This is a genomic window from Stappia indica, from assembly GCF_001696535.1.
Taxonomy (GTDB): domain Bacteria; phylum Pseudomonadota; class Alphaproteobacteria; order Rhizobiales; family Stappiaceae; genus Stappia; species Stappia indica.
This window is the reverse complement of the sequence record NZ_MBQE01000002.1, coordinates 280,623-306,504: the sequence shown is the minus strand read 5'-3', so window position 1 is coordinate 306,504 and position 25,882 is coordinate 280,623. Positions and strand designations below refer to the sequence as shown.

The window sequence follows — 25,882 nt, the reverse complement described above, 5'->3', positions numbered from 1 at the left end:
GACGGTGAAACGCCCGCGCGCCGGATCGGCCCGGCAGATGCGAAGGCGGCTGAGATATCGGCTTGCGATGCGGCGAAATCAAGCACCCGGGCCGCTGGAGGGACCGGCCCGGGGACCAAGAGGCGGCGATCCGGGCCACACGCCCTCTTCCTGCGCCACCCGTCTCAGCAGCGACGGTCGGTCGGTGACGATGCCGTTTACGCCCATCCGGATCAGCCGGCGCATCTCCGCTTCCTCGTCGATGGTCCACACATGCACGGCAATGCCCCTGGCGTTGCAATGGCGTACGAAACCGGGCGTTGCGAGCGGAACGCCATACTGCGCCAGCGGGATCTGCGCACAGGCGACATCGGGCGCGGCCACCGGCATGCCCCAGGCGCCGAAGCGCAGGGCGGTCACCGCGCGCGGCCCGCTGCTGAGGCACACCCTGTCGCCGAAGCGGGCGCGGGCAGCCCGTAGCCGCGCATCGGAAAACGAGGCGATACACACCCGCTCAAGGCAATCCATGCGCTCCAGCAGGTCGAGCGTCGGCAACAGGGCCTGGTCGGTCTTGATGTCGATGTTGAAGCGCAGGTCCCGATAGTTCTCCAGCGCCTCGGCAAGGGTCAGCAGCGGCTCGCCGCCCTGCATGCGCACGCCGGCAAGATCCGACATGACGAGCGAGGAGACGACACCCTGCCCATCCGTCGTCCGCTCCAGCGTATCGTCGTGGAAGACCACCACCCGCTCGTCGCGAGAGGCCTGCACGTCGATCTCGATGTAGCGATAGCCGAGCTCCGCGGCAGCGGAAAACGCCTGCCGGCTGTTTTCCGGGTTCTCCAGCCCGCCGCCGCGATGGGCAAGCGCGTGGAATCCCGGCTCCGCCAGATAGGGATGCTCGAAGCCTGTCGGCCGCGCGGCGCTCATGCCCAGCGCCCGTCCGGGTCGAGTGCGATCCTGCGCCCCAGCCGGGCGGAGGCATGCGCAGCCTCGATCAGGCCGATCACCTTCGCCGCCGAGGACATGGTCACCGGCACCTCGCCTCCGCTCTCGATGGCCTGCCGCATCCGCTCGTAGAAGGTCAGCCAGCGCCCACGCTCGCAGGTAACGGCGCGGCGGCTTCCGTCCGGCGCGACGATCTCGCCCTGTTGCGCCTCCGGCTCGCGGCCGAACTGCGGATCGAGCGGTGCCATCCCGGCCTTCAGCTGATCCTCCTGCACGTCGAGCCCCTGCTTGCGGAACAGGCCGGCGGTTCCTTCGATGCGGAAGCGGTCGCGCGGCGCAGCAGAGATCAGCGAAACGCCGAGCGACAGCCGCATGCGGCCCAGCCCCATCAGCAGCTCGAACCCGTCATCCGTCGCCCCGTCCTGGCGCTGGGTGAAGACATCCGCCTGGAGCCAGTCGGGCATGCCGACGAGCTGCAGCGCCTGGTCGATGAGGTGGGAGCCGAGATCGTAGAGATTGCCGGAGGCCGGCGCCGGCCGGTCGCGCCATCGATCCAGAACCTGCGGCCGGAACCGGTCCCACACAAGACGCAACGCTGCGATCTCGCCGAGCTCACCGCTCTCCAGCAGACGCCGCGCAGTCAGGAAATCGCTGTCCCAGCGGCGGTTGTGATAGACGGCGAGCTTGAGGCCCTTCTCGCTCGCGAGCGCTACCAGTTGCTCCGCCTCGGCGCGGGTCGGCGTCGCCGGTTTGTCGACGACCACATGGCGGCCGGCCGTCAGCGCGGCCCGCACCTGCGGTACATGCAGCACGTTCGGCGTCACGATCACGATGAGGTCGATGTCGGGCCGCGCCAGCAAAGCCTCGAAGTCGGGAACGACGGCTGCCTGCGGAAAATCAGCGGCAACCTCCTCGCCTCGCGAGGTCGCCACCGCAGCCACCTCCATCCCCGCAGCCGCCACGAGCGGTGCATGGAGGTAGCGCCCGGCCGCGCCGTACCCTGAAAACCCGACGCGCAGCGCCATGTCGTTCCGCTCCCATTCGTCTTGGGCCGGATCTTGGGAAAAAGCGGGGCGCAGGGCAACCCGTTCACCTGGTTTTGCCGCTCCAATTGACGTTGATGGCGGTTTGGGCTGCAATCACAGGGCTGTGAAGGGCGGACGCGACCGGGTGGACCGGCAGCACGCCTGCGGGTACTTCACTCCGTTGGACCGCAGAAGGAACCTGTTCATGCGCCTGCTGCATGGGATCGCCCTCATCGCCTGGCTCGGCATTGCACAAGTGCTCGGCGCGGCGTCAAGCCTTGCGGCCGAACGGCTGGCGCTGGTCGTCGGCAATTCGGAGTATTCCGGCGGCGCCATGACGCCGCTGAAGAACCCGGTCAACGACGCCGCGCTGATCGCCGATACGCTGCGCCAAGCGGGCTTTTCCGTCGAGACCGTGCTCGACGCGGACCTGCGCACCATGAAACAGGCCGTTCGCGCCTTCACGCAGCGCCTCGGTGAGGCCGGCGAGGGTTCCGTCGCCGCCGTCTACTATTCCGGGCACGGCTTCCAGGCGGGAGGGCGCAACTATCTCGCCCCCATCGGGGCCGACCTGCGGGACGAGGTGGATGCGGAGTTCGAGGCCCTTGCCGTGGACTGGATTCTGTCCGCCGTGGAAGACGCACACAAGGGCGCCAACATCGTCATTCTCGACGCATGCCGGAACACCGCGCTCAGCCGCTCCGTCGGTGCCGGCGGCCTCGCCTTGCTGAACAGCACGCCGCGCGGCAGCTTCATTTCCTTCGCCACCGCTCCCGGCAGCACCGCCGCCGACGGCACCGGCCTCAACAGCCCCTACACCTCGGCCATCGCCGCGGAACTGCTGGTGCCCGGCCGCAGCATCGAGGCCGTCTTCAAGGCCGTGCGCCTGCGGGTGGTGGAAGCGACCGGCGGCGACCAGGTGCCCTGGGATCACTCCTCGCTGACCTCGGAAATCGTCTTCGTGCCCGACTCCTCCGCCGACGGATCGGCGGCCGTCGCCCGCGCTGCGCCCGGCTCCGACGTCCAGCTCGAGCTGCAGTTGTGGAACGACGTGAAGGACAGCGGCTCGGCCGACCAGATCCGCAGCTATCTCGACCGCTTTCCGGACGGCGCCTTCGCCGCGCTGGCAAATGCGCGTCTCGACGAGGTCGGCGAGGGAAGCGGAAACGACAAGATCGGCCAGCTGTTCGCCCAGCTCGCCAGCCGCTCGCTGATCGTCGACAACCCGACCCAGCCGCACGAGTTCTACTCAAATGCTCGTCTCAAGGAGATCCGCGGAGACTATCCCGGCGCCCGGCAGGATTATCTCAAATACTTCGCCTTCGGCATGCCGCAGGTCGACCCGCACCTGCGCTTCCAGTCGGTGCTGAGGGTGCAGGAAGGACGTGCCGGCGCACTGGAGATCTACCGGTCGCTGTCGCAGGGGCGGAACGATCCGACGACCCTGTTCGCCGAAATCCTGCTTGAGGAGCGCGACGAGCGCGTCCGCCGGCTCGGTGCGTTCCTGGACGCCTATCCCGACTTCTCGCCGGCGCTCTACGCCCTGTCGCAGGACTACAGCCAGACGCGGCTCGGCCAGCAGTCAGCGACTGACAAGACGCGCGAGCGCGATCTTCTCGACCGCTTCATGGCCGCCGTCGAGGACGGCCGCTTCCTCGGCTACTATCTCGATCAGCAGATGGCCGCCGAGCAGGTCGAGGACGCCAGGACCCGCCTTGCCGCCCTGTCCTTCATCAACCCGGCCGCGCTTGCCAACCCGGTGCGCCTCAACGCCATGCGGTCGAACCAGGGATGGATGCTGACCCTCGCCATCGCCGACCGGACGCGCGAGATCTTCGTGAAGCTGCCGGGCGGCGAAGCCCGCTCCACCGGCTTCGTCAACGGCGCGGTCGACCCATCGACCGGCGCGCCGATCCCCTATCCGGCCTTCGAGCTTCCCGGCAATGCCGGCGACACCGCCATCGAGGTGAGCTATCTCAACATCCATGGCGAGATGCAGGGCCCCTTCTCCGTCAGCTTCAACCCCGGCGACGCACTGATCTCCGGCCAGAAGGACATCCTGGAGCGCCTGAGCACCGGATGGCTCGCCTTCCGGGACTGGGACGGCCGCAAGCTGCTCTATTTCACCCATCTGATCAGCTATCGCTGCGCGATCCAGGAAGTGCGCTACGCCCTCGACAGCGAAACGCCGGACCAGGTTTTCGACACCGGTCCCTGCGATCCGGACAACCCGCATGCGGTTCCCCAGTCCGGGCCCGGCTCGACGATCCATGTCGACATTCCCGCCGCCACATCCTTCGTCACGGTGGAATTGCTCTATCGCGACGGCACGAGGTCGGGCGTGAAGCGCTTCGACGTCGGCCAATGACCCGTGCGACGATCCTCGGGCCCTGCGGTCCTGGCCGGGGGAGAGGCTGGTGACGACACGGCCGACCCGTCGGGGCGGATGGCAGCTGGAGATCGCGGCCGTTCTCGTTGCCTCCTTGGTCGCGCTCGTGGCCGCTTCGCGGCTCGATCCGCTTGCGGGCGACATTGCGGTATCCTTCGCGCCCTCGCCGCCGCCCGAGACCCTGTCGGACATCGTGGTCGCGGTCGTGACGGAAGATACGCTTGCCACATTCCCCTACCGCTCGCCCATAGACCGCGAGTTCCTTGCCGAACTGGTCAGGCGTCTGGACCGCGCAGGTGCTGCCGCCGTCGGGATCGACATCCTGCTCGATCAGCCGAGCCTTCCGCACAAGGACAAGGCGCTGTTCTCCGCCATCGACGAGGCATCGCTGCCTATCGTCCTGGCCTATGCCACCACCGCCGACGGACTGACCGACCGGCAGGCCGCTTTTGCCGCGAAGAACGTCGCCAGCCGCGGGCACGGCTTGATTGCCCTGCCGCGCGATGAGATCGACGGCGTCGTCCGACACCTGCCGAGAGAGCGGACCGAGCATGGCGAAACCATCCGCACCTTCACGCAGGCCCTGACGGAAGCCGCCCACAGGGCGGCCGATATGAGCGCTGGCGACACGCGGTCCCGCATTCTCTACGGCAACTGCGTGAAGACGCCGAACGACGGGGTGCCGGGCCCGTTCACGCTCTACCCCGCGCATCTCATTCCCTTGCTGCCGGACGCATGGTTCGCGGGCAAGATCGTCCTCATCGGCACGGACCTGCCGACCATCGACCGTCATCCGACGCCGATGGTCGCCGGCCAGGGCAGCGCCGCCGGGACCATCCCCGGCGTACTGATCCATGCGCATATCCTCGCCCAGCGCCTTGCCGGGCTCTCGCTTCCCGCCTCCCCGCCCTGGCTGCGAATCGCCGCGACACTGGCGCTCGCCAGCCTTGCGGCCCTGGCGCTCTCGCTGCCATTTCCCCCGCGTCGGCTGGTCCTGCTGCTGGCCCTCGGCCTTGTCGCCTATTTCGTCCTTGCCGCCTGGCTGGTCGCCAGCGGTATCTGGCTGCCGCCGCTGGTCGCCCCTCCGCTTGCGGCCCTTGCGACCGCGGGCGTGCTGTCCTGGCGGCGATGGCAGACGGAGCGCTCGGAGCGGGCGTTCCTGCGCCTTGCCTTCTCGCGCTATGTCAGCCCCCCGGTGGTGGAGCGCATCGCCAGCGGGCGGCTGGCGCTGGAACTCGGCGGCGAGAAGCGCAAGGTCACGTATCTCTTCACCGATCTGGAGGGCTTCACCAGCCTGTCGGAGCAGCTCGAACCCTCGGCGCTGACCGACATTCTCAACCCCTATCTGGACGAGATGTGCCGGCTGATGACCGAGCATGGCGCAACCATCGACAAGATCATCGGCGATGCCGTCGTCGGCTTTTTCGGCGCCCCCGACGAGGATCCGGAGCAGGAGGCCCATGCCGTCGCCCTTGCCCTTGCGCTCGACGAGTTCGCGCAAGGCTACCGCATGAAGGTTGCCGGGCGCGGCATCCATCTCGGCGCAACCCGCATCGGACTGCATGCCGGCGAAGCCGTCATCGGCAATTTCGGCGGCAGTCGCTTCTTCGACTACACGGGCATCGGCGACACGGTGAACACGGCGGCGCGGCTGGAGGGTGCCAACCGGTTTCTCGGCACCCGCATCCTGATGAGCGAGACGGTTGCCGCCCGCTGCCCGGCAAGCGAGTGCCGCCCGGCCGCCGATCTCGTCCTCAAGGGCCGCACCATTCCCCTGCCCTGTTTCGAGCCTCTGGCGCTCCGGCGGCGGGATGCGACGTGGCAATCCGCTTATCGCAAGGCCTTCGCGGCGATGCGCGCTGGCGAGGCCGAGGCCGCCAGCCTTTTTGAGGCCTCGTTGCGGCTGCGGCCGGACGATCCGCTGGCACTGCTGCACCTTCGCCGCTTGCAGGCCGGCGAGACCGGGGCCACATTGGTTCTCGAGGGCAAATGAGGCAGACGAGAGAATCCGCGTGCCGCCGCAAGGATCGCCGGCGCAAGGACTGGATGGACACGAGACCCGGGACTGCCATGCGCCAGACCGCTCTTTGCCTTGGCTTCGGCCTGCTCGCCGGCCTCAACCCGGCGGCAGCACTCGCCGACTATGTCGTCATCGCCGCCAGCGGCGCGCCGGGCAGCTACGCCGCCGGGACAGAAATCGCCGACGACCAGCAGATCGACCTGCCCGAAGGCGCGAGACTGACCCTCATCGAGCGCAGCGGCCGCATGGTCGCGCTGGAGGGCCTTTATTCCGGCGCGGTCCCAACCCCGGACGAGGCTGGCGACAGCGATGCCCCCTCCACCGGCTGGAACGCGCTGAAGCGGCTCGTCGGCTCTGCCGAAGCCAGCTCCACCGTGCTTGGCGCCGCACGCGCCGGCGCCGGCGACATCCCCCCGCCTCCCGGCGTTTGGGACCTCAGCACCGACAGTTCCGGCCCCCGGTGCATCCGCACGGGCGAATTGACGCTCTGGCGCAAGCAGGCGGACGAGACCCAGACCGTCTCGGCCAGAAGCGCTGCCGGCCGTCACGACGGCATCGCCTGGAAGGAAGGCGAGAACCGGCTTGCCCTGCCCGAGGGGATGGCGATGGAAGACGGCCGCATGGTCGTCTCCGTTGGCGGAGAGCTAAGGGATTTCGAGCTTTCGGTGATGCCGCAGGTGCTTGCCGGGGCTCCCGCAGGACAGTTGCTCGCCTGGCTGGCGGAGCGGGACTGCCGCCGGCAGGCGCTGGCGCTGATCGCGCGCCTGCATGCCGGCGAGACCGTAGACTGAACCGACGAGCGCCGGTTCAGGCCGCCGCGGTCAACCGGCGCGGCCGTCCGCTCTTCACCAGGATCAGCACGATCACCGCGATGTTGAGCATGTTCCAGCCGATGCCGTTCAGGAACGCTGCCTGGTAGGACGCCGTCAGGTCGTAGATCCAGCCCGACATCCAGCCGCCCAGCGCCATGCCGACAATGGTTGCAGTGATCACCGCGCCGACGCGGCGTCCGGCCTCGCGGGCCGGCAGGTACTCGCGCACCACGATGGCATAGCTGGAGACGATGCCGCCTTGCGACAGGCCGAAGATCAGCGACACCATGTAGAGCGACGCCAGCCCGTCATAGGGGATGTAGAGGAACAGCGCGAGGCACTGCAGCACCGCCCCGATCAGCAGCGTGGGCAGCCCGCCGATCTTGTCGGCCAGCACGCCGGAGATCAGCCGGCTGGCGATGCCTCCGGCCAGCATCAGGGAAAGCATCTCCGCCCCGCGCGCCACGCCGTAGCCAAGATCGACGCAGTAAGCGACGATATGAACCTGCGGCATCGACATGGCGACACAGCAGCCGAGCCCGGCGAGGATCAGCAGGAACTGCAGCGCGCCGGGCGACAGCGGCGTCGTGCGCACCGGCGGCGGCGGTTCGACATGGCGGCCCCCGGTGGCCATGTGCGGCGCCGGCCGGCGCAGCAGGAAGGCCATCGGCACCAGCACGGCAAGACAGACGCAGCCCGCCAGAATATAGGCCCCGCGCCAGCCGTATTCGGTCATTGCCGCCTGCAGCACCAGCGGCCAGATCGCCCCGGCAAAGTAGTTGCCGGAAGCGGTCGCGGACACGGCAAGGCCGCGCCGTTTGGAGAACCAGTGGGAGACGTCGGCGAGCAGCGGACCGAAGGTCGCCGCCGAACCGAAGCCGATCATCGCGCCTTGCAGCACGGTGAAGATCCAGATCGAACTGGCCTGCGAGGCCAGCAGGAAGCCCGAGCCCAGCAGCACGGAGGCCAGCGCCAGCGGCACCATGACGCCGAGGCGGTCGACGAAGCGGCCGATGAACAGATTGCCGAGCGCGAAGCCGATCATGGTCGCCGTATAGGGCAGCGAGGCATCCGCCCGGTCGACGCCAAACTCCCGCTCCACCGCCGGCAACACCACCACCACGGACCACATGCCCGCCCCGCCGATGGTGGCGAGGAACATGGAAAGCCCCAGCCGTGCCCAGGCATAGCCGCTGTCGACACCGCCCGTGTCGTGTGTCCCGCTTCCCTGCATGGCGTGAGCGTCCTCCCGGTTGCCCGCATGTCTTTCGCATGCAGGCTTTTTCAACCGGTTACTACCCTCCGCGGGGTCTTTCAATGTCAATCGGCGGCGCCGCCAGAGTGACGTAGCGGCGCGAAGTCGTTAGCAGGCGCGGGCCGGGAGAGGGGCGGCAGCCTCGTTCTCCGCAAGCGCCGTTTCGGCGGCCTGCGCCTCGGCCGGGCGCAGGAACGGCCGGCCCCAAAGCCGCGCCAGCAGCCAGCCGCCATCGCCCTCGCTGGAGCGCCGGTGGGACATGTCCCGCTCCGGCACGATGGGCGCATATCCGGCCTCGCCCCGCTCGGCGATCGCGAAACGGAACACATAGGCCGGCGTCAGCCCCATCCGCAGGTCCGAAACGACGAGGCGGTTCCCAAGTTCCTCGATCCGCAGATAGCCGCGACTGAACCAGTCGAGCTTGGCATAGGCGGGATTGGCCGCAAGGCACTCGGCGAACCTGCCGCCCCGGTCGTGGGTGTAGATCGTCGGAGGGTCGTCCCTGTCGAGCAGCGACAGGTAGAGGTTGTGGTAGCGCTCGTCCTCCATGCCGATCACCTTCCACACCACCGTGTTGAAGGGCGCGGCAATCGCAAAGACCCGCTGCGGCGCGATCCCGGCTTCCGCGAAGATGCGGCTGGCGCGGGCCTCCATATGCGCCTGCAGCCCGACCGTCAGCGCCATATACGCCGTGCTGATCACCAACGCGGCGGTGTTCGCCCGCGAAAGGCGCGGCGACCATTCGCGCCGGGCCAAGGCCCAGATCGCGACGACGAGCAGTGGCAGGGTGTAGAGCGGATCGATGATGAAGACGGAGCCGACGCCGACCGGATCTGGAAAGATCGGCCAGAACAGCCGCGTCCCGTAGACCGTCATCGCGTCGATCAGCGCGTGGGTAGCGAAGCAGAGATAGACCGTCAGCCAGACGAGCAAGCGCCGCTCGCACAACGAACGGAACAGCCGGATCAGCACCTCGCCGAAGACCGGCGCTGCCAGCGCCTGGATGAACAGCGAATGCGTCGCCCCGCGATGCAGGACGAAACTGTCGACCGGATCGGCGAAGGGCAGCAGGACATCGAGATCCGGCAGCGTGCCGAGCACGCCGCCGACCAGCGCCGCCTTGCGCGGGCCGAGGGTCTTGCCGAGGAAGGCGGTCGAGACGGCGGCGCCGAGCACGAACTGGGTCAGGGAGTCCATGTGTAGGTCTTGTCCAAGGCAGGCACGCGAGCGGCGCGGCAGAGGGCGTCTCCACCGCGCCGCTTGCATGGGGTCCGGCAGCACTGTGTTGCGTCTTCACATAGGGCCTGCGCACATCGGCCGCCAGTGTGAAGGACCGCCCCGAACGACCTTGCTGCTCCTACAGCGCGATCCACCTGCCATTCGCGCGCGAGGAGCGCACGCAGGCATCGATGAAGGCCATCCCGGCAAGGCCGTCCGAAATACCGGGATAGAGTACCTCCGGCCCCGCCGGCTTGCCGGCCCGCGCCGCACGGATCGCATGGGCGGCTTCCTGATAGATCGTCGCGAACCCTTCCAGATACCCCTCCGGATGTCCGGCCGGCACGCGGGTGACCCGGCCGGCGGCCGCACCCGCCCCCGCCCCGCCGCGGGTGATCAGGCGCTTGGGCTCGCCGAAGGGCGTGAACCACAGATGGTTGGGCTGCTCCTGCTCCCACTCCAGCCCGCCCTTCTCGCCATAGATGCGAAGGCGCAGGCCGTTCTCGTTGCCGGGCGCCACCTGGCTTGCCCATAGCATACCGCGCGCACCGCCCCGGAATCGCATCATCACCTGGACATTGTCGTCGAGACGCCGGCCTTCCACGAAGGTGGTGAGTTCGGCGGACAGTTCCTCAAGCTCGAGACCCGACACGAAACAGGCGAGATTGTAGGCATGGGTGCCGATATCGCCGACGCAGCCGCCGGCTCCCGAGCGCTGCGGATCGGTCCGCCAGTCCGCCTGCTTCTGCCCGCTCGCTTCCAGCCGCTCGGTCAGCCAGTCCTGCGGATACTCCGCCTGCACCAGCCGGATCGTGCCGAGCTCGCCTGCGGCGATCATCTCGCGCGCCTGCCGGATCATCGGATAGCCGGTGTAGTTGTGGGTCAGCACGAACAGGGCACCGGAGGTCTGCGCAAGCGCCGCAAGCTTCTTCGCATCCGCCATCGTTGAGGTCAGCGGCTTGTCGCAGATCACGTGAATGCCGCGCTTGAGGAACTCGCGCGCGGCCGGATAGTGCATGTGGTTCGGCGTGACGATGGCGACCGCCTCGATGCCGTCCTTCAGCCGCGCCTCGCGCTTGGCCATCTCCGCGAACGAGCCGTAGCTGCGATCGGGAGCCAGCCCCAGCGCCGCCGCCGAGGTTTTCGCCCGCTCCGGGTCGGACGACAGCGCACCGGCCACCAGCTCGAACTGGCCGTCGAGTCGCGCCGCCATCCGGTGAACACCGCCGATAAAGGCGCCCTCGCCGCCGCCTACCATGCCGAGGCGGATCCTCCCTCCGCCTTGCGTTTCCTGTCCTGCTTCGATCGCCATCGCTGACTTCCTCCCGTTGCTGGCGCGCCTGCGCGCCGGTCAGTCGATCCCCAGCATGCGCCGGTTCGCCGCCTCATCCGCGCCGCCGGCCGCGAAGTCGTCGAATGCCTTCTCGGTCACCCGGATGATGTGGCTGGCGATGAAGGGAGCCCCTTCCGCGGCCCCGTCCTCGGGATGCTTCAGGCAGCATTCCCACTCCAGAACCGCCCAGGAATCGTAATCGTAGGCGGCAAGCCTGGAGAAGATGCCGGCGAAATCGACCTGTCCGTCGCCGAGCGACCGGAAGCGCGCGGCCCGGTTCACCCAGGACTGGTAGCCGGAATAGACACCCTGCCGGCCGTCCGGATTGAACTCCGCATCCTTGACGTGAAACGCCTTGATCCGCTCGTGATAGATGTCGATGAAGGCGAGATAATCGAGCTGCTGCAGCACGAAATGCGAGGGATCGTAGTTGATGCAGCAGCGCGGATGATTGCCGACCGCCTCCAGGAACATCTCGAAGGTGGCACCGTCGAAGATGTCTTCGCCCGGATGGATCTCGTAGCACAGGTCGACGCCGGCCTCGTCATAGGCATCCAGGATCGGGCGCCAGCGGCGGGCCAGTTCGGCAAAGGCGGTCTCGACCAGCCCCGCCGGACGCTGCGGCCAGGGATAGACGTAGGGCCAGGCCAGCGCACCGGGGAACGAGACGCTGGCACCGAGACCGAGCCGGCGCGAGGCCTTCGCGGCCTTGTGCATCTGATCGGTCGCCCATTCCTGGCGCGCCTTCGGGTTGCCGCGCACATGCAGCGCGGCGAAGCCGTCGAAGGCCGCGTCATAGGCGGGGTTCACGGCGACCAGCTGGCCCTGCAGATGGGTGGAGAGCTCGGTGATCTCGGCACCTGCCTCCCGGCAGATGCCCGCCACTTCGTCGCAATAATCCTGGCTGTCGGCCGCCTTTTCGAGATCGAACAACCGCCCGTCCCAGGTGGGGATCTGCACGCCCTTGTAGCCGAGCGAGGCGGCCCAGCCGGCAATCTCGCTCAAGGAGTTGAAGGGCGCCTCGTCGCCCGCGAACTGTGCCAGGAAAATCCCCGGCCCTTTCATCGTCTTCATCGTCTTGTCTCCTCCCGTCTTGCGGCCTTGCCGCCTGTGGTCGTGTCCGCCCGACACCCGCTCTCGCGGCCCTTCCGCCCTACATCTCCCAGCGCAGCGCGGCCGTGTGGACCGGCGCATCCCAGAGCGCCTTCATCTCGTCGTCCAGAACCGTGACCGTCAGCGAGCAGCCCGCCATGTCCAGCGAGGTCACGTAGCTGCCGACCAGCGAGCGAGCGATGGAAAGGCCTGCCGCCTCCGCCTTTTTCGCGGCGGCATCGTACATGACGTAGAGCTCCATCGCCGGCGTCGCGCCGAAGCCGTTGACGAAGAGCAGCACCTCGCCTTGCGCCGTCTGCCCGAGATCCTTGAGGATGGCGCCGATCATCTCGGCAGCGATGTCGTCGGCGCTGGCCAGCTTGACGCGCCGCCGCCCCGGCTCGCCGTGGATGCCGACGCCCATCTCCATCTCGTCCTCGCCGATCTCGAACATCGGCTTGCCGGCGGCCGGCACCGTGCAACTGGTCAGCGCCACGCCCATGGAGCGGGTGCGGGCATTGACCTTGTCGCCCAAGGCCTTCAGCGCCGCGAGGTCTCGGCCTTCCTCGGCGGCTGCGCCGACGATCTTCTCCACCACCAGGGTTCCGGCAACGCCGCGCCGCCCGGTCGTGTAGAGCGAGTCCTCCACCGCCACATCGTCATTGGTGAGGACCCTCGCCACCTCGCCGGAGGCCATCTCGGCCGCCATCTCGAAGTTCATGACGTCGCCCTCGTAGTTCTTCACGATGAAGAGCACACCGGCGCCGGTATCCACCGCCTCGACCGCCGCCAGCATCTGGTCCGGCGTCGGCGACGTGAACACCTGCCCCGGGCAGGCCGCGTCCAGCATGCCATGGCCGACCAGCCCGCCATGCAGCGGCTCGTGCCCCGATCCGCCGCCGGAGACCAGCGCCACCTTGCCGGCTTTAAGGTCCTTGCGGCGGACGAATTTCAGCTCATCGCCGGCAACGAGAATATCGCCATGCGCCCGGCAGAACCCGTTGAGGCTGTCGGCAAGCACGGTGTCGACGGAGTTGATCAGCTTCTTCATCCCTTCCTCCCGAATGGCTTATTTTCGTGCGGCCTCGTCGTCGCCCTCCTCCAGGAGATCGGCGAGGTCGCGGATCACGTTGTCGAGCAGCACGTCGAGCCGCCGGTTGCGCTCCAGGTCGCCGAGATCCGGCAGGAGCAGCGTGCGTGCCCTCAGCTTCGGTCCGCGGTCGGCGGGCGACTGGCGCCGTGGATGCGCCACCGCATAGGCATCCAGAAACGCCTCCCGCTCGCGCGGCGAAAAATGGCAGACCTCCAGGATCGGCTCGATATGCGCGGCCGGGATCGGCGTCGAATAGGCCGGATTGGTGATCTGCGAGACGAAGCTGCGGTTCTTGCCGAGCACCGCCGCGATCCGCTGGCGCGTTCCCGACGGGCGCTTGTCCAGCACCTTCTGCAGCACCGCCTTGTAGACGGCGACCAGTTGCGCGCTTTCGGGCGCCGGGGTCTCGGGCGGTCTAGCCATCGTCGCCGAGCCGCATTCCGGCGAGCGCCGCCTTGACCCTAGCAAGCGCTGCCGGCGCCACCGAAACCCGCCGCAGCCCGCAGGCGAGCAGCTTCGGCAGGACGGCAAGGTCGCTCCCAGCATCGCCGCACAGGCTGACCGGCAAGCCCGCTGCCGCGCCGCCGCGCAAGGTCGAAGCGACCAGCGCCAGCACCGCCGGGTCGTCGGCCCGTCCGAGTTCCGCCACGTCCGGCGAATCTCGTCCCGCCGCCAGCACGTATTGCGTCAGATCGTTGGAACCGATGGAGAAGAACGCAGCGGCCGCGAAGCGCTCGGGCGTCACCGCAACGGCCGGCACCTCGACCATGATGCCGAGCGGCGGACGGACCGCCTCATGCCCCTCGGCATGCAGTTCGGCGACGCAGGTATCGAGCAGCCGCGCCGCGGCCTCGATCTCCTCCGGCATGGAGACCATCGGTAGCATCACCTGCAGGTTTCCACGGCACCCCGCCCGCGCCAGCGCCCGCAACTGGACCCGAAACACCTCCGGCCGGCGCAAGGACAGCCGGATCCCCCGGCATCCGAGAAACGGGTTGCTCTCCTCGACCGTGAGGCCGGGCACCGGCTTGTCGCCGCCGGCGTCCAGCGTGCGGATGGTGACACTGCGCCCGCCGGCCCATTCCAGCACCTTGCGATAGGCCTGGTACTGGCAGTCCTCGTCCGGCAAGCCGCCAGCCCCGTGAAAAAGGAACTCGGTCCGCATCAAGCCGATGCCGTCGCAATGGGCGGGATCGAGCGCATCGACCTCCTCCGGCGCCGCGACATTGATCATCACCGAGATCGGCACGCCGCAGGCCGTCGCGGCCGGCCGGCCGAGATAGGTTTTCGCGGCCTCCGCTTCGCGGGCCAGCGCCTCGACCCGTTCGGCATGCTGCCGGCGCGCCGCCTCGTCCGGATTGAAGCGGACACGGCCGCTGTCGCCATCGACCAGCGCTTCCTTGAGGTCGCTCGTGTCGAAGGCGCCGAGGCCTGTCACCATCGGCACGCCGCGTGCCCGCGCCAGCATCGCCACATGGCTGGAGGGGCTGCCGTCCGCCAGCGCGATCCCTCCCCCGGCGGACCAGTCCGTCTCGAGAAAACGCGTCGGCGTCAGGTCCTTGCCGACGAGCACGGCTCCAGCAGCCGGCGCCTCGCTTGCCTTGCCCGACAACGCCCTCAGCACCCGCTCGCGGATGTCGGCAAGATCGGCGGTTCGGGCGCGGAAATACTCGTCCGACGAGGCGCCATAATCTGCAATCGCGGCATCGAGCACCGCGGCAAAGGCCGCGGCAGCCGAGGCACCATCCGCAATCGCCGCGCGAACCGGTGCGGTCAGCTCCTCGTCTTCCAGCATCGCCAGCTGGAACTCGAGCATCTCCGCCGCCTCCGGCTCGACAGTCTCCGTCAATCCGGCGATCTGCGCGGAGGCAGTTTCCAGTGCCCTCGTCAGGTTTGCGGCTTCCGTACGCGGGTCACCTGAGGCCACAACGTCGCCGGCAAGCGCGTCGACCACCACCACGGGACCTGCCGCAAGGCCAGGCGAGGCCGCCCTGCCGATCAGCTCTGGTCCCGGTGCCGGCGTGCCCGTCATGTCCCTCACTCCGCCTCGCCCGCGGCTCCGGTCTCGAAATCGTTGCGGACCAACGCCACCAGCGCATCGAGCGCAGCGCGCGCATCTTCGCCAGCCGCGCGGAAATGCAGGACGGTGCCCTTCGGCGCGCGTGCCCCCATCACCTTGACGATGCTCTTGGCATCGATCCACGGCCCGTCCGGCCCCGGGCTCACATCGATGCGCGATCGGAACGTCTTGGCCAGCTTGGTCAGCTTGACCGAGGGGCGCGCATGCAGCCCGACTTCGTGCTCCAGCAGGACCTCGGCGGTAAGCGCCACGTCGCTCATGTCCATTGCCCTCACAGCGCCGACAGCTCTTCCGCGGTCCGGCGAACTTCCTGCAGCGAAGCACCGCCCGACGCCTCGGTCGCGGCGACTACCGCGCCCTCCACGATCGGGGCGTTGCACACCACCACCTTGCCGCTGCGCGCGTCGGGCAGCATCTCGACCGCCATTTCGGAGTTGGTCTCGGCGCCGCCGAGATCGACCAGCATCGCGACGCCCGCCTCCGACCACGCCCTGTCGATGGCCGCCAGGATCGCCTCGACGCTGGTGCCGAGCCCCCCGTCCGGATCGCCGCCGCACCAGGCGAGCGGCACCTCGTCGCCGACCATCTGCCGCACCATGTCGGCGGTGCCTTCCGCCACCAGCGGCGAATGCGACACGATGACGATGCCGACATTGCTCATTTCGCGTCTCCAAGCTGTTCGGCGATCGTCTCGATCATGATCTGGCTGGACCGGGCGCCGGGATCGATATGACCCACCGACCGTTCGCCCAGGAACGAGGCCCGCCCCTTGGTCGCCAGCATCTCCTTCGTCGCGGCGCAGGCCTTGCGTGCAACCTCCGCGACCTCGGCGGACGAGCGACCCGCGGACACCGCCTCCGACACGGGCACCAGCACATCGAGCATGGTCTTCTGCCCGGCGCTCGCCTTGCCGCGGGCCATCACCGCCTCGATGGCGGCGTGCAGCGCGGCGGCGAGGCCGTCGCGCGTCGGCGGCGTGTCCAGCGACTTGCCGAGCGTCATGAAAAGCGTTCCGTAGAGCGGTCCCGAGGCGCCGCCCACCTTCATCACCAGCTGCATGCCGGCCGCCTTCAGCGCCTCGTTCCAGGGCTTGGCGACGAGCGCATCCAGTTCGCCCAGCACGGCCTGCATCCCGCGTGTCATGTTGTGGCCGTGGTCGCCGTCGCCGATGGCCGAATCCAGCTCCGTCAGCTCGTCGGCATGGGCGATGATCGCCTGCGCCACCGCCTCGAACATCTTTCGCAAACGAGGATCCGTCTCGCTCATCTATCTGATCCTGTTTCCGTCTTCATCGAAGTAGAGAGGCGACACGGCCTCGACGCGGATCGCCTCGCCGGCGGCGAGACGGCTGCCGGGATCCGCCAGCGTCGTCAGCCGGAAGTCGCCGATCCTGATGTGCAGATGGTTCTGGTCCCCCAGATGCTCGACCCAGTCGAGCCGGGCATTGGCGCTCGCCCCGTCGGCTGTCTCGATCCGCAAGTGCTCTGTCCGCGCGCCGAGGGAAAAGGCCGTAGCCGGTGCCTGCTGCGCCGGGATCACGCCCATCGGCAGGACATTGATCGCCGGCTGGCCCAGCCGCGCCGCGACATAGACATTGTCCGGATCCTCGTAGATCTGGCGCGGCGTGCCGATCTGCACCAGGCGGCCTTCCGACAGGATGCCGATCCGGTCCGCCATGGTCATCGCCTCGACCTGGTCGTGGGTGACATAGAGGATCGTCGCGGCCAGTTCGCGCTGGATGCGCTTCAGCTCCAGCCGCAGGTCGGCCCGCAGCTTGGCATCGAGCGAGGACAGCGGCTCGTCCATCAGGAAGATCGACGGCCGGCGCACCAGGGCCCGGCCGATAGCGACGCGCTGCATCTCGCCGCCCGACAGCTGCGTGGAGCGGTTGCCGAGCTTGTGGCCGATGCGCAGCATGTTCGCCACTGTCTCGACCGTCTGCCGGATCTCGTCCTCCGGCACGCGCCGCGCCGGCGAGCGCAGCGGGAAAGCGAGATTGTCGAAGACGCTGAGATGCGGATACAGCGAATACTGCTGGAAGACGAAGGCGACGTCCCGCCCGGCCGGCGGCACGCGGGTGATGTCCTGCCCGTCGATATGAATGGAACCCCGATCGGGCGTCTCCAGCCCGGCGATCAGCCGCAGCGTCGTCGTCTTGCCCGCCCCCGTCGGCCCGAGCAGGACCACGAATTCGCCGCTGGCAATGGTGAGCGAGAAATCGTCGACCGCCTGGGTGCGGCCGAACTGCTTGGCAATTCCCGAAAGGGCAACGCTTGCCATGATGTCAGCCTCCCGTCCCGTTGCGCAGGATCGCGCCGGCATCGTCTCGTGCGCTCGCCAGCGCCTTTCCGCTCGCACCGTCGAACAGCGACAGGCGTGCGGTGTCGAAGGTCAGGCCGACAGTTCCCCCCTCCCGCACCGGCACATCCGCGGCGACCCGCGCCTTCAGCAATGCGGTTCCCGCGGTCACCGTGACGATCTGCGTGGTGCCGAGATATTCCGCGCCGATCACCTCGCCCCGCAGCGCCGAGGCATCGTCGAACCTCACGTGCTCGGGGCGCATGCCGACGACCATGGCACCGGCGCCAACCTCTTCGCGCAGCTCCGGAATGGCGACCTCCGCGCCGCCGAGGCGGACCCTGGCATCGCCAGCCGCATGGCCGTCCTCGACATCGAGAAAGTTCATCGGCGGCGAGCCGATGAAGTCGGCGACGAACATGGTGGCCGGGCGGTCGTAGATTTCCTGCGGGTGGCCGAACTGCTCGATGACGCCGTGGTTCATCACGGCGATCTTGTCGGCCATGGCCATCGCTTCCACCTGGTCGTGGGTGACATAGACCGTCGTCGCCCCGATCGAATTGTGGAGTTCGCGCAGCTCGCGCACCATCAGGTCGCGAAACTCGCTGTCCAGCGTGCCGAGCGGCTCGTCCATCATGAATGCTTTCGGCCGGCGCACGATGGCCCGGCCCAGCGCCACCCGCTGGCGGTCGCCGCCGGCAAGGCCCGATACCGGCCGGTCGAGGATGTGGTCGATGCGCAGCAGCCGCGCCGTCTCCTCCACCCGCGTGCGGATCTCCTGTCGCGGCATTCCCTGGCACACCAGAGGGAACGCCATGTTCCGCCGCACGTTCATGTGCGGATAAAGCGCGAACAGCTGGAACACGAAGGCGATGTCGCGGTGCGACGCGCGGTTGAAGGTGACGTCCTCGCCGCCGAGAAAGATCCGCCCGGAGGTCGGCAGCTCCAGCCCCGCGATCATCCGCAGCGTCGTCGTCTTGCCGCAGCCCGAGGGGCCGAGCATGACGAAGAACTCCCCGTCCGCCACGGTGAAATCGGAATTCTTCACCGCGGTGAAGTCGCCGAAATTTTTCCTGAGGGCTTCGACCCTGATCTCCGCCATGACTGACTATTCCGGAAAGTGGCTGACGACGATGAACATCACGGTGCCGGTCAGGATCGTGACGAAGGAATAGGTGAAGAGCGCCAGCGCGAAGGGCTGCATCAGCATCACGACGCCGAGACCGATCAGCACCGTCGCCAGCAGCTCCCACGGACCCCGGCGGAAGATCCGCGGACCGGACGGGCCGAACGCTGCGGCCCGTGCCTTGTCCTGCCCCGGCGGATGGGCGCGCTGGCGGGCAATGCGTGCGCGTGCCGCCTCCAGACCGCTTTCGGCCGCCGGCTTGATTGGCTGTGACGGGGTCATTTGCGCACCGCTCCGAAGGTGATGCCCCTGAGCAGATGCTTGCGCAGGAGGATGGTGAAGACGAGCACGGGAAGCAGGAACAGGGTGACGCCCGCACCGATGGCCGGCCAGTCGAGCCCGCCCTCGCCGATGATCGTCGGGATGAAGGGCGGCGCCGTCTGTGCGGTGCCGGAGGTCAGCAGCAGCGCGAAGGCATATTCGTTCCAGGCGAAGATCAGGCAGAAGATCGCCGTGGCGGCAATGCCGGTCGACATCTGCGGCAGCACCACCTTCACGAAGGCCTGCAACCGCGTGTAGCCGTCGATCAGCGCCGCCTCCTCGTATTCGCGCGGGATCTCGTCGACGAAGCCCTTCAGCAGCCAGACGGAGAGCGACACGTTCACCGCCGTGTAGAGGATGATCATGCCCAGATGCGTGTCGGACAGGCCGAGCGTCCGGTACATCAGGAAGATCGGGATCGCGACCGCGATGGGCGGCATCATCCGCGTCGACAGGATGAAGAAGAGAAGATCGTCGGCCAGCGGCACGCGAAACCGCGAGAAGGCATAGGCGGCAAGCGTTCCCAGGAAGACCGACAGGAAGGTCGAGCCGAAGCCGATGATCACCGAGTTGAGGAACCGCTCGCCGAACTTGGACGGCCCCGCGATCACCATCTGCCGCGACCGCACCAGCTCCTCGTACCAGGTCTGCGGCGGCGGCAGGCTCTCCATGTATTCCGGTGTCTGGCGCGTGCGCGTGGTGAACAGGTTCACATAGCCTTCCAGCGAGGGCTCGAAGACGACCTTCGGCGGATAGGAGATCGAGTCCGGCGGCGTCTTGAAGCCGGTCAGGAAGATCCAGGCCAGCGGCACCATGGTCACCAGCGCATAGACGATCACCAGTGTACCGGCGACGGTCCGCGTCAGACGGCTCGGCTCCACGACCGAATGGGCGGTTGAGGTGCTCATCTGCTCTTCACCGTGTTGAGAGCCTTGACGTAGATGTTGGCCGCGCCGAACACCGTGACGAAGAGAATGATCGCGAAGGCCGAGGACAGGCCCGTTCGCCACTTCTCGAACGCCTCGCGCTTGAGGTTGATCGAGGCGAGCTCCGTGACCGATCCCGGGCCGCCCGAGGTCAGCTCGACCACCAGATCGAACATCTTGAAGTTCTCGATGGAGCGGAACAGCACCGCCAGCATCAGGAACGGCATCACCATCGGCAGGGTGATCGACCAGAAGGTGCGGAACGGTCCGGCCCTGTCGACCTCGGCCGCCTCGTAGATGTAGTCCGGGATCGACCGCAGACCGGCGAGGCAGATCAGCATCGTGTAGGGCGTCCACATCCACGTATCGACGATGACGATGGCCCAGGGCGCCAGCGTGACGCTGCCGATCATCTGGAAGGACGAGGGGTCGGCTCCGGTGAAGAAGCTGATGACGTAATTGAACAGGCCGATCTGCGGCTGGTACAGGAAGGTCCAGAAATTGCCGACGACCGCCGGCGACAGCATCATCGGCAGCAGGATAATCGTCGTCCACACGCCGTGGCCGCGGAAGTTCTTGTTGATCAACCAGGCCAGCGCGAAGCCGATCAGCACCTGGAAGAACATCGTCCAGAACAGGAAATGCGCGGTCACCAGCATGTTGTGCCAGATGTCCGGGTCCGTCAGCACCCGCTCGTAATTGCGCAGGCCCACCCACTCGACCTCACGGTTCAGCCGGTTGGCGCGATAGTCGGTGAAGGACAGGTAGACCGTCCAGATCAGCGGAAAGACGTTGATCGCCAGAAGCAGCACGATGGTCGGGGCGATGAAGAGCCAGGCGATCGCCTTGTCCGACAGGCCGCGCACCTTGCGGGCAATGCCCGGCGGCGTGCTGCTGGCGAGCCGGTCGGCGGCGCGCTGACTGATCTGCGTTTGAGACATGGTCGGGTTCCGCATGATCGGCGGCGGGCGCCGTGGCGTGTCAGGACGAGCTGAAGCGGGTCTGAGGACAGGGCCGGGCACGAGCGCGCCTGACCGGAGCACCGGGGTGCCTTGCCGGAGCGGCGGCGGACGGAAGACCCCGTCCGCCCCCTCGGCCTTCCCGCCGCTGCTGCAGCGGGAAGGCGCGCTGAAAGGTCTGCCCTAGAGCTTGCCTTCGTCCTGGAACGTCTCGGTCCAGTCCTCGATCAGCTTGTCGAGCGCTTCCTGGGCCGTGCCCTGATCGGCGACGATGTAGTCGTGCAGGCGCTTCTGCATGGCCAGCAGCAACTCGGCATAGGCCGGCTCCTGCCAGAAGTCCTGCACGGCGCTCATCGCCTTCAGGAAGTCGGCCGCGAACGGCTGGCTGTCCTTGAAACCGGGATCGTTCAGCACCGAGTTGTGGGCCGAATAGCCACCGAGCGACCACCACTTGGCCTGCACGGCCGGCTGGGCGAACCACTTGATGTATTTCAGCGCCTCGTCCTTGTTCTCCGAATAGGAGATCACCGAGATGCCCTGCCCGCCCAGCGTCGAGGCCTCGACGTTCTGCTTCGGGTTGACGAAGAAGCCGATCTTGTCACCGCCGACCTGCTCGTCCTTGTAGAGACCGGGGAAGAAGGCGAACCAGTTCATCGCCATTGCCACCTGGCCCGACTTGAAGCTGTCGAGGCTCTCTTGCATGTAGCTGTCGGTATAGCCCGGCGCCGTGCAGCACTTGTAGAGCTCCTTGTAGAACTCCAGCGCCTCCACCGCCTCGGGCGAGTTCACCGCGCCCTCCATGTCGTACTTGCCCGGCGTGTTCTCGTACTTGAATCCCCAGGCATAGAGCGCACCGGTCGCGCCCATGGTGATGCCCTCCGAGCCGCGCTCGGTGAAGATGTTGATGCCGTAGCGCGTCTGTCCATCGATCTCGCGGCCCTGGAAGAACTTGGCGATCTCCATCAGCTCGCGCTGCGTCTGCGGCGGGGCGAGGTCGCGGCCGTACTGCGCCTTGAAGGCTTCCTGGATTTCCGGCTTCGAGAACCAGTCCTTGCGATAGAACCAGGCGTTGGCATCGCCCATCGCCGGCAGCGCCCAGTAGTTCGGCGTGCCCTTCGGCCAGGTCGAGTAGGCATAGACGGTCGCCGGGGCGAAGTCGTCCATGCTGATGCCCTCGGCGTCGAAGAAGTCGTTCAGCTTGACGTAATGGCCGTTCTCGGCGCCGCCGCCGATCCACTGGCTGTCGCCGATCAGCAGATCGCACAGCTTGCCGCCCGAGTTCAGCTCGTTGAGCATGCGGTCGGCGAAATTCGGCCAGGGCACGAACTCGAACTTCATGCCGATGCCTGTCTCGGCGGTGAAGTCCTTGGACAGTTCGACCAGCGCGTTGGCCGGGTCCCACGCGGCCCAGCACAGGGTGATGTCTTTCGCCTGCGCGGACGTTGCGGCAAAGCCGCCAAGCATCGTCCCGCACAGGACGGCAGCCCATGTCTTCCGATATGCGTTCACGTGATCCTCCCACACTTCACGCGGCACTTTTGTCGGAACCGCCCCTCCAGACGGCCGCCGGCCGCACCCGCCTCCCGCGAGAGCGCCATCCGTTGTCCGGATGTTTACCGCAGTGTTTAGTAGGAGAAGTATAACTAAACAAAGCAAGACAATTCGTCGCTGCAAAGCCACATGCATTCCTTGCATCGCAATATGAAGCAAGCGCTATGGAGGTAAAATTTACGTAGTTGTTTCGCTGTTTCGGATCAATCCGAAAGGATCAATCCTTTGGCGCCCGAAATAAACAGCGATCTGATAATAAACATTTTCCCGCAAACGGCGTGCTGCGCCCGAAAAAAAGCCGGACCTCGTGGAGGCCCGGCTTCGGCAATGGCGGCGATCGATCTGGCAGCGCAGCAAGCAGGCGCCAGCGGGAAACGGCTCAGTCGCGCTCGTTCAGCGAGGCGAAGGTCTTTCCCTCGTCCGCAAGGCGAACCAGCAGCGGTGCCGGTTCCCAGAAGAACGGATCTTCGGCGCTGAGGCGGCGCAGCTCGGCGAGCACCGTGTCGAGGCCCAGCCGGTCCGCATATTGCATCGGCCCGCCGCGCCAACGCGGGAAGCCGTAGCCGGCCAGCATCGTCACATCGACATCGAGCGGGCGCAGCGCAATGCCTTCCTCGACGATCTTCGCCGCCTCGTTGATCATCGCCGCCATGTAGCGCGAGACGATCTCCTCGTCGGTGAAGCTGCGCGGCACGATGCCCTTGGTCTCCCGCTCGGCCGCGATGATCGCCTCGACCTCCGGGTCCGGGCTGCCGCGCCGGGCGCCGGGCTCGTAGAGATAATATCCCCGGCCGGTCTTCTGGCCGAACCAGCCGCGCTCGCAGATGCGGTCGGCGATGCCCACCGTGCGCTCGCGCGGATCGCGCGTCGCCGCCCGCCGCTTGCGCCCGGCCCAGGCGATGTCGAGGCCGGCAAGATCGCTGACGGCGAAGGGGCCCATCGGAAAGCCGAAGGCGACCAGCGCCGCGTCGATCTGGTAGGGGCTCGCGCCGTCCTCGACCATGTAGTCGGCGGCCTTGCGATAGGTGTTGAGCAGCCGGTTGCCGATGAAGCCGTCGCACACGCCGGCACGCACCGCCACCTTGCGCAGCTTCTTGGCCAGCGCAAAACCGGTGGCGACCACATCCGCCGCCGTCTTGTCCGCGACCACCACCTCGAGCAGGCGCATGACATGGGCGGGCGAGAAGAAGTGGAAGCCGATCACGTCCTGCGGCCGCGAGGTCGCCGCCGCAATTTCGTTGACGTCGAGATAGGACGTGTTGGTGGCCAGGATCGCCCCTGCCTTGGCGATCCCGTCGAGCCGCCTGAACACGTCCTTCTTGACGTCCATGTCCTCGAACACCGCCTCGATCACGAGATCGGTTTCGGCGAGCGCCGAGTAGTCCGTCGCGGTGGAGAAGTCGCGCGACAGGATCTGGTCGCGCCGTGCCTCGCTCAGCTTGCCGCGCCGCACGCCGTCGTCCAGCAGCTTGGAGACGATGCCGCGGGCGCGCTCCACGCTCGCCTCGTCCCGCTCCACCAGCGTCACCGGCAGGCCGGCATTCAGTGCTGCGACCGCAATGCCCGAGCCCATCGTGCCGCCGCCGATGACACCGATCGAGGCGACCTCACGCGGGCTCGCCGCCTCCGCTTCCGGGATCTTGGCGACCGCCCGCTCGGCGAAGAAGGCATGGATCAGGCCGGCCCGCTGGTCGGAGGCCATCAGCTCCTTGAAGAGCTCGCGTTCGCGCGCCATTCCCTCATTGAACGGCAGGTCGTAGGCCGCCTCGATGGCGTCGATGGCCACCATCGGTGACATCTGCCCGCGCGCCGACTTCTTCGTCTTCGCGCGCCAGTCGGCGAACAGCGCCTCGTCCTTGGCTCCCGGATCGATCTCGCCCGAGCGCCGGCCGGTCGCCTCGCCATCGGCAAGACGGCGGGCATGGGCAAGGCCGGCGGCCAGTGGGTCGTCCCCGTCGACGACCGCATCGACGATGCCGAGCTTCAGGGCCTCCACCGCGGCCACATGGCGACCGCTGGTGATCAGGTCGAGCGCGGCGGCCGCGCCCGCAATGCGCGGCAGGCGCTGCGTCCCGCCGGCGCCGGGCAGGATGCCGAGCGTCACTTCCGGCAGGCCGACCTTGGCCGAGGCCAGTGCCACGCGGGCATGACAGCCGAGCGCAACCTCAAGCCCGCCGCCGAGCGCCGTGCCGTGCAATGCGGCCACCACCAGCTTCTCGCACGCCTCGATGGCCGCGATCACGTCCGGCAGGAACGGCTCGGCCATCGGCTTGCCGAATTCGCGGATGTCTGCGCCGGCGATGAAGGTGCGGCCAGCGCCGTAGATCACGCCGGCACACGCCTGATCGTCCCCGGACAGCCGCGCGACGGCCTCCGCAAGGCCGGCCCGCACCGCCTGCGACAGGGCATTGACCGGCGGATTGTCGACCGCGATCACGGCAATGCCGTCCTGAACGGAATAGCGTACGGGATCGGTCACGAGGCAACTCCTTGGCATGTGGCTCTGGTCCGCGGCCCGTTCCGGGAGGCGGATTTGGGCCGCAGTTTAGGGAGCGGCCCAACTGTTTCAATCTTAAAATATCTGCGCGCAGACGTCGCCGCGCGCGCCTTACCGCGTGAATGAGATCGCCATGTCGGCAAGCGGAAGTCCGCCAACGCGCGTTTCCCAGCTCTCGCCGGGCGCGACCGGAAAGGCACGCGTCAGCGTGCCCGTCGTCACCACTTCGCCGGCACCAACGGTTGAGGCCAGCGCCGTGTCCGGCAGCCCGTCCACCATCGCCTTCAAGGCACTCAGCGGTCCGCCGAGCACGTTCTCCGCGCGGCCGCTGTCGACCCGCTCCCCGTTGCGGTGGAGATCCAGCGTGAAGGAGGAGAGCAGACCCAGCCATTCGGCCCGGTTCGCCGAGGTGATGGCCGTAAACGGGCGGTGCCGCAGCAGACCGTGCAGGGCGAAGGCGGCAACCGTATCGGCCGCCTGGAACCGCCAGTCCGGATAGACCGACTGGACGATCTCGAAGCCGAGCGCCACGCCGTCGATCCGCTCCAGCAACTGCGCCTCCGAAAGGCCCGCCTCGAGCGGCGCAGCGATCCGGAAGACGATTTCCGGCTCGATCCGCGGCTCCACCAGATGCCCGATGGCCGTTTCCGCCGCCCCTTGCGCGGTCGCCTCCGCCAGCGTCGTGTCGTAGACCGGGCCCCAGATCGGCGCGTGCACGTCGTACTCGTCCCAGATGGTCCGGTTGGTGAAGCCGATCTTCCAGCCGCGCGGGGTCTCACCGCGGGCGATGCGAGCCGCGCGGATTTCGGCCGAGACCTGATAGGCGCGCGCAAGGCCGAAGGCTTTGTCCCCGTCGGTGATCGGCGCGCAGGAGCCCGCATCGCCGACGATCTTCAACAGTGCTGCCGCATGGTTCCTGTCGCCATCCGAAATCTGCAAGGCCGTTCCTCCCGGTTATCCTCG

The 25,882-nt window shown here is 67.7% G+C and carries 23 protein-coding genes; 3 read left to right on the top strand and 20 right to left on the bottom strand.

Annotated features, from left to right (window positions below; all coding sequences use genetic code 11):
- Positions 1-78 precede the first annotated feature (78 nt).
- Together BBX35_RS09375 and BBX35_RS09370 are read right to left on the bottom strand one after the other, a co-directional pair.
- Positions 79-906: a glycerophosphodiester phosphodiesterase family protein gene (locus tag BBX35_RS09375; RefSeq protein WP_067218984.1), complete on the bottom strand. Its 828-nt coding sequence runs from the start codon at positions 904-906 to the stop codon at positions 79-81.
- Positions 903-1,949 carry a Gfo/Idh/MocA family oxidoreductase gene (locus BBX35_RS09370; protein WP_067218981.1) on the bottom strand — a complete coding sequence of 349 codons (1,047 nt, stop codon included), beginning with the start codon at positions 1,947-1,949 and terminating at the stop codon, positions 903-905. The genes BBX35_RS09375 and BBX35_RS09370 overlap by 4 nt, the downstream gene beginning before the upstream one ends.
- Before the next feature lie 205 nt (positions 1,950-2,154).
- On the opposite strand from BBX35_RS09370, the gene BBX35_RS09365 reads away from it, so the two are divergent.
- The 3 genes from BBX35_RS09365 to BBX35_RS09355 all read left to right on the top strand — a co-directional run bounded on the left by BBX35_RS09365 (position 2,155) and on the right by BBX35_RS09355 (position 7,149).
- Positions 2,155-4,317: a caspase family protein gene (locus BBX35_RS09365; protein ID WP_067218978.1), complete on the top strand. Its 2,163-nt coding sequence runs from the start codon at positions 2,155-2,157 to the stop codon at positions 4,315-4,317.
- A gap of 49 nt (positions 4,318-4,366) precedes the next feature.
- A complete protein-coding gene (locus tag BBX35_RS09360; RefSeq protein WP_067218975.1) occupies positions 4,367-6,331 on the top strand; it encodes a CHASE2 domain-containing protein in 1,965 nt (654 codons plus the stop codon).
- Between the two features lie 77 nt (positions 6,332-6,408).
- Positions 6,409-7,149, top strand: coding sequence for a hypothetical protein (locus BBX35_RS09355; protein WP_067218974.1), 741 nt, complete (start codon positions 6,409-6,411; stop codon positions 7,147-7,149).
- A gap of 16 nt (positions 7,150-7,165) precedes the next feature.
- Here the strand turns inward: BBX35_RS09355 and BBX35_RS09350 are convergent, their stop codons facing one another.
- The 18 genes from BBX35_RS09350 to BBX35_RS09265 all read right to left on the bottom strand — a co-directional run bounded on the left by BBX35_RS09350 (position 7,166) and on the right by BBX35_RS09265 (position 25,858).
- Positions 7,166-8,404: an MFS transporter gene (locus BBX35_RS09350; protein ID WP_067218971.1), complete on the bottom strand. Its 1,239-nt coding sequence runs from the start codon at positions 8,402-8,404 to the stop codon at positions 7,166-7,168.
- 129 nt (positions 8,405-8,533) lie between these two features.
- Positions 8,534-9,622 carry a metal-dependent hydrolase gene (locus tag BBX35_RS09345; RefSeq protein ID WP_067218970.1) on the bottom strand — a complete coding sequence of 363 codons (1,089 nt, stop codon included), beginning with the start codon at positions 9,620-9,622 and terminating at the stop codon, positions 8,534-8,536.
- Between the two features lie 160 nt (positions 9,623-9,782).
- A complete protein-coding gene (locus BBX35_RS09340) occupies positions 9,783-10,955 on the bottom strand; it encodes a Gfo/Idh/MocA family protein (protein ID WP_067218967.1) in 1,173 nt (390 codons plus the stop codon).
- 39 nt (positions 10,956-10,994) lie between these two features.
- On the bottom strand, positions 10,995-12,050 hold the full coding sequence (locus BBX35_RS09335; protein ID WP_067218964.1) for a sugar phosphate isomerase/epimerase family protein: 1,056 nt from the start codon (positions 12,048-12,050) through the stop codon (positions 10,995-10,997).
- 79 nt (positions 12,051-12,129) lie between these two features.
- Complete coding sequence (gene dhaK / locus BBX35_RS09330) at positions 12,130-13,119, bottom strand: dihydroxyacetone kinase subunit DhaK (RefSeq protein WP_067218963.1); 990 nt, start codon at positions 13,117-13,119, stop codon at positions 12,130-12,132.
- An 18-nt stretch (positions 13,120-13,137) separates the two neighbouring features.
- A complete protein-coding gene (locus BBX35_RS09325; RefSeq protein ID WP_067218959.1) occupies positions 13,138-13,584 on the bottom strand; it encodes a hypothetical protein in 447 nt (148 codons plus the stop codon).
- Positions 13,577-15,193 carry a phosphoenolpyruvate--protein phosphotransferase gene (gene ptsP, locus BBX35_RS09320; protein ID WP_067218956.1) on the bottom strand — a complete coding sequence of 539 codons (1,617 nt, stop codon included), beginning with the start codon at positions 15,191-15,193 and terminating at the stop codon, positions 13,577-13,579. Before ptsP ends, BBX35_RS09325 begins: the two co-directional genes overlap by 8 nt.
- A 5-nt stretch (positions 15,194-15,198) precedes the next feature.
- A complete protein-coding gene (locus BBX35_RS09315) occupies positions 15,199-15,501 on the bottom strand; it encodes an HPr family phosphocarrier protein (protein WP_067219931.1) in 303 nt (100 codons plus the stop codon).
- Positions 15,502-15,512: 11 nt separating this feature from the next.
- Positions 15,513-15,902 carry a dihydroxyacetone kinase phosphoryl donor subunit DhaM gene (dhaM, locus tag BBX35_RS09310; RefSeq protein ID WP_067218953.1) on the bottom strand — a complete coding sequence of 130 codons (390 nt, stop codon included), beginning with the start codon at positions 15,900-15,902 and terminating at the stop codon, positions 15,513-15,515.
- Entirely contained in the window at positions 15,899-16,507 is a 609-nt protein-coding gene (gene dhaL, locus BBX35_RS09305; protein WP_067218951.1) for a dihydroxyacetone kinase subunit DhaL, read from the bottom strand. Before dhaL ends, dhaM begins: the two co-directional genes overlap by 4 nt.
- Positions 16,508-17,521 carry an ABC transporter ATP-binding protein gene (locus BBX35_RS09300; protein ID WP_067218948.1) on the bottom strand — a complete coding sequence of 338 codons (1,014 nt, stop codon included), beginning with the start codon at positions 17,519-17,521 and terminating at the stop codon, positions 16,508-16,510. It lies immediately after the preceding gene.
- A 4-nt stretch (positions 17,522-17,525) separates the two neighbouring features.
- Positions 17,526-18,641 carry an ABC transporter ATP-binding protein gene (locus BBX35_RS09295; RefSeq protein ID WP_067218946.1) on the bottom strand — a complete coding sequence of 372 codons (1,116 nt, stop codon included), beginning with the start codon at positions 18,639-18,641 and terminating at the stop codon, positions 17,526-17,528.
- Positions 18,642-18,647: 6 nt separating this feature from the next.
- Positions 18,648-18,947, bottom strand: coding sequence for a hypothetical protein (locus tag BBX35_RS09290; RefSeq protein WP_067218943.1), 300 nt, complete (start codon positions 18,945-18,947; stop codon positions 18,648-18,650).
- Complete coding sequence (locus BBX35_RS09285; RefSeq protein WP_067218941.1) at positions 18,944-19,894, bottom strand: carbohydrate ABC transporter permease; 951 nt, start codon at positions 19,892-19,894, stop codon at positions 18,944-18,946. Before BBX35_RS09285 ends, BBX35_RS09290 begins: the two co-directional genes overlap by 4 nt.
- Positions 19,891-20,853 carry a carbohydrate ABC transporter permease gene (locus tag BBX35_RS09280; protein ID WP_067218938.1) on the bottom strand — a complete coding sequence of 321 codons (963 nt, stop codon included), beginning with the start codon at positions 20,851-20,853 and terminating at the stop codon, positions 19,891-19,893. Before BBX35_RS09280 ends, BBX35_RS09285 begins: the two co-directional genes overlap by 4 nt.
- 201 nt (positions 20,854-21,054) lie before the next feature.
- Complete coding sequence (locus tag BBX35_RS09275; RefSeq protein ID WP_067218936.1) at positions 21,055-22,335, bottom strand: extracellular solute-binding protein; 1,281 nt, start codon at positions 22,333-22,335, stop codon at positions 21,055-21,057.
- A gap of 466 nt (positions 22,336-22,801) precedes the next feature.
- The gene (locus BBX35_RS09270; protein ID WP_067218934.1) at positions 22,802-24,919 is read right to left on the bottom strand and encodes a 3-hydroxyacyl-CoA dehydrogenase NAD-binding domain-containing protein; all 2,118 of its coding nucleotides are present in this window, start codon (positions 24,917-24,919) and stop codon (positions 22,802-22,804) included.
- A 111-nt stretch (positions 24,920-25,030) separates the two neighbouring features.
- Complete coding sequence (locus BBX35_RS09265) at positions 25,031-25,858, bottom strand: 2-keto-4-pentenoate hydratase (RefSeq protein ID WP_067218931.1); 828 nt, start codon at positions 25,856-25,858, stop codon at positions 25,031-25,033.
- Positions 25,859-25,882: the final 24 nt, after the last annotated feature.